The organism is Arsukibacterium sp. MJ3 (assembly GCF_000987765.1).
Lineage (GTDB): Bacteria > Pseudomonadota > Gammaproteobacteria > Enterobacterales > Alteromonadaceae > Alishewanella.
Window position 1 is genome coordinate 1 of sequence record NZ_LAHP01000170.1, and the last position, 470, is coordinate 470.

Here is a 470-nt window from a genome sequence, read left to right on the forward strand (position 1 = left end):
CATGATTAACTTGCTTGCCAAGAATATGCCAGTAATAACATCACGCCACCATTTACTATGGCTTCCGAACCCACGCTTGCAACCAGCTGAATGCTGCTGCAAAGCCGGCAACTACAGGCCACAGCACAATATCACTAGCATACACCAGCATGGCCGCAGATACTGTTAAACTGGCCGCTAACAAACTCCACCAACGGCTGATTGCAGCTTTACGTTGATGCTCAATAAATTTCTCCGCCCACTCTTTTTGCGTGTGGCTGCCGCGCCGAACTTCTTGCAATGTATCGTACAATAAGCCGGGCATTTCTGGCAGCTTCTCGGCCCAAAACGGTGCTTGTTCACGCACGTTACGCACTAAAGCCCGCCAGCCCATTTGCTCATCCATCCAGCGCTCTAGGAAAGGCTTGGCAGTTTTCCACAAATCAAGTTGCGGGTATAGCTGCCTACCAAGGCCCTCTACGTACAGTAAG

At 50.6% G+C, this 470-nt stretch carries 1 pseudogene; it reads right to left on the reverse strand.

Annotation, left to right across the window (positions count from 1 at the left end):
• Nucleotides 1–55: 55 nt before the first annotated feature.
• Nucleotides 56–470 (reverse strand): annotated as a pseudogene (gene ubiB, locus VT06_RS18885) (ubiquinone biosynthesis regulatory protein kinase UbiB); the annotation flags it as partial.